Annotated in this window: 1 protein-coding gene; it reads left to right on the top strand. The window is 50.4% G+C overall.

The features are described from left to right. Nucleotides 1-679 (top strand): InlB B-repeat-containing protein (locus HOY35_RS13365; protein ID WP_172214601.1); only part of this gene is annotated, 679 nt, incomplete at both ends.

Here is a 679-nt window from a genome sequence, read left to right as displayed (position 1 = left end):
TACCCGCGACAGCGACGGTCTATCTAGGCGATGATTATCTCATTTCAAATAAAACACCAACCCGTGAGGGTCATGTCTTTACTGGCTGGCGTCAAGCAGAGACAGAAACAGCTTATCAGCCAAAGGATACGATTTCAGAAGTTTCAGCAAATATTGTCCTAGTCGCGCAATGGCAGTTACAATATGCGATTCGTTACCAGACGGGGACAGGTGATGCGGTGCTTGGTCTACCGGCAGGAACCACCGTTTTAGCCGGTACGACCTACCCAATCTCAACAGAGCTGCCAGCTCGAGTGGGCTATGACTTTTCTGGCTGGCAGGCGGATGATGCGGCAAAAACCATTTATCAACCAGGCGCTAGCATTGTCAATGTGCAAGCACACATTACTCTGACTGCCCAATGGTCCAAGCCTCTAAAGGTCAGCTATGCCAAGGGCACAAGTGATTTAGTGATTGGTCTGCCACCGCAAGCCACGGTGCGTGTCGGTTTTGATTATCAGATTCCAGCCACAGAAGCACCAGCTCGCATCGGCTATGTTTTCACTGGCTGGCAAGCAGATGATGCAGCGCAAACGATTTATCAAGCAGCTGATACGCTCGAAAAATTGAGCCGTGATACCGTTTTGACGGCGCAATGGCGCAAGCAATATCTGATTCGCTATGCCAAGGGGACTGGTGA

Origin of the sequence: Enterococcus sp. MMGLQ5-1 (assembly GCF_013155265.1) — a bacterium.
Classification (GTDB): domain Bacteria; phylum Bacillota; class Bacilli; order Lactobacillales; family Streptococcaceae; genus MMGLQ5-1.
Note: the sequence above shows the minus strand (reverse complement) of the source record. Positions and strands in the feature narration are given on the sequence as shown.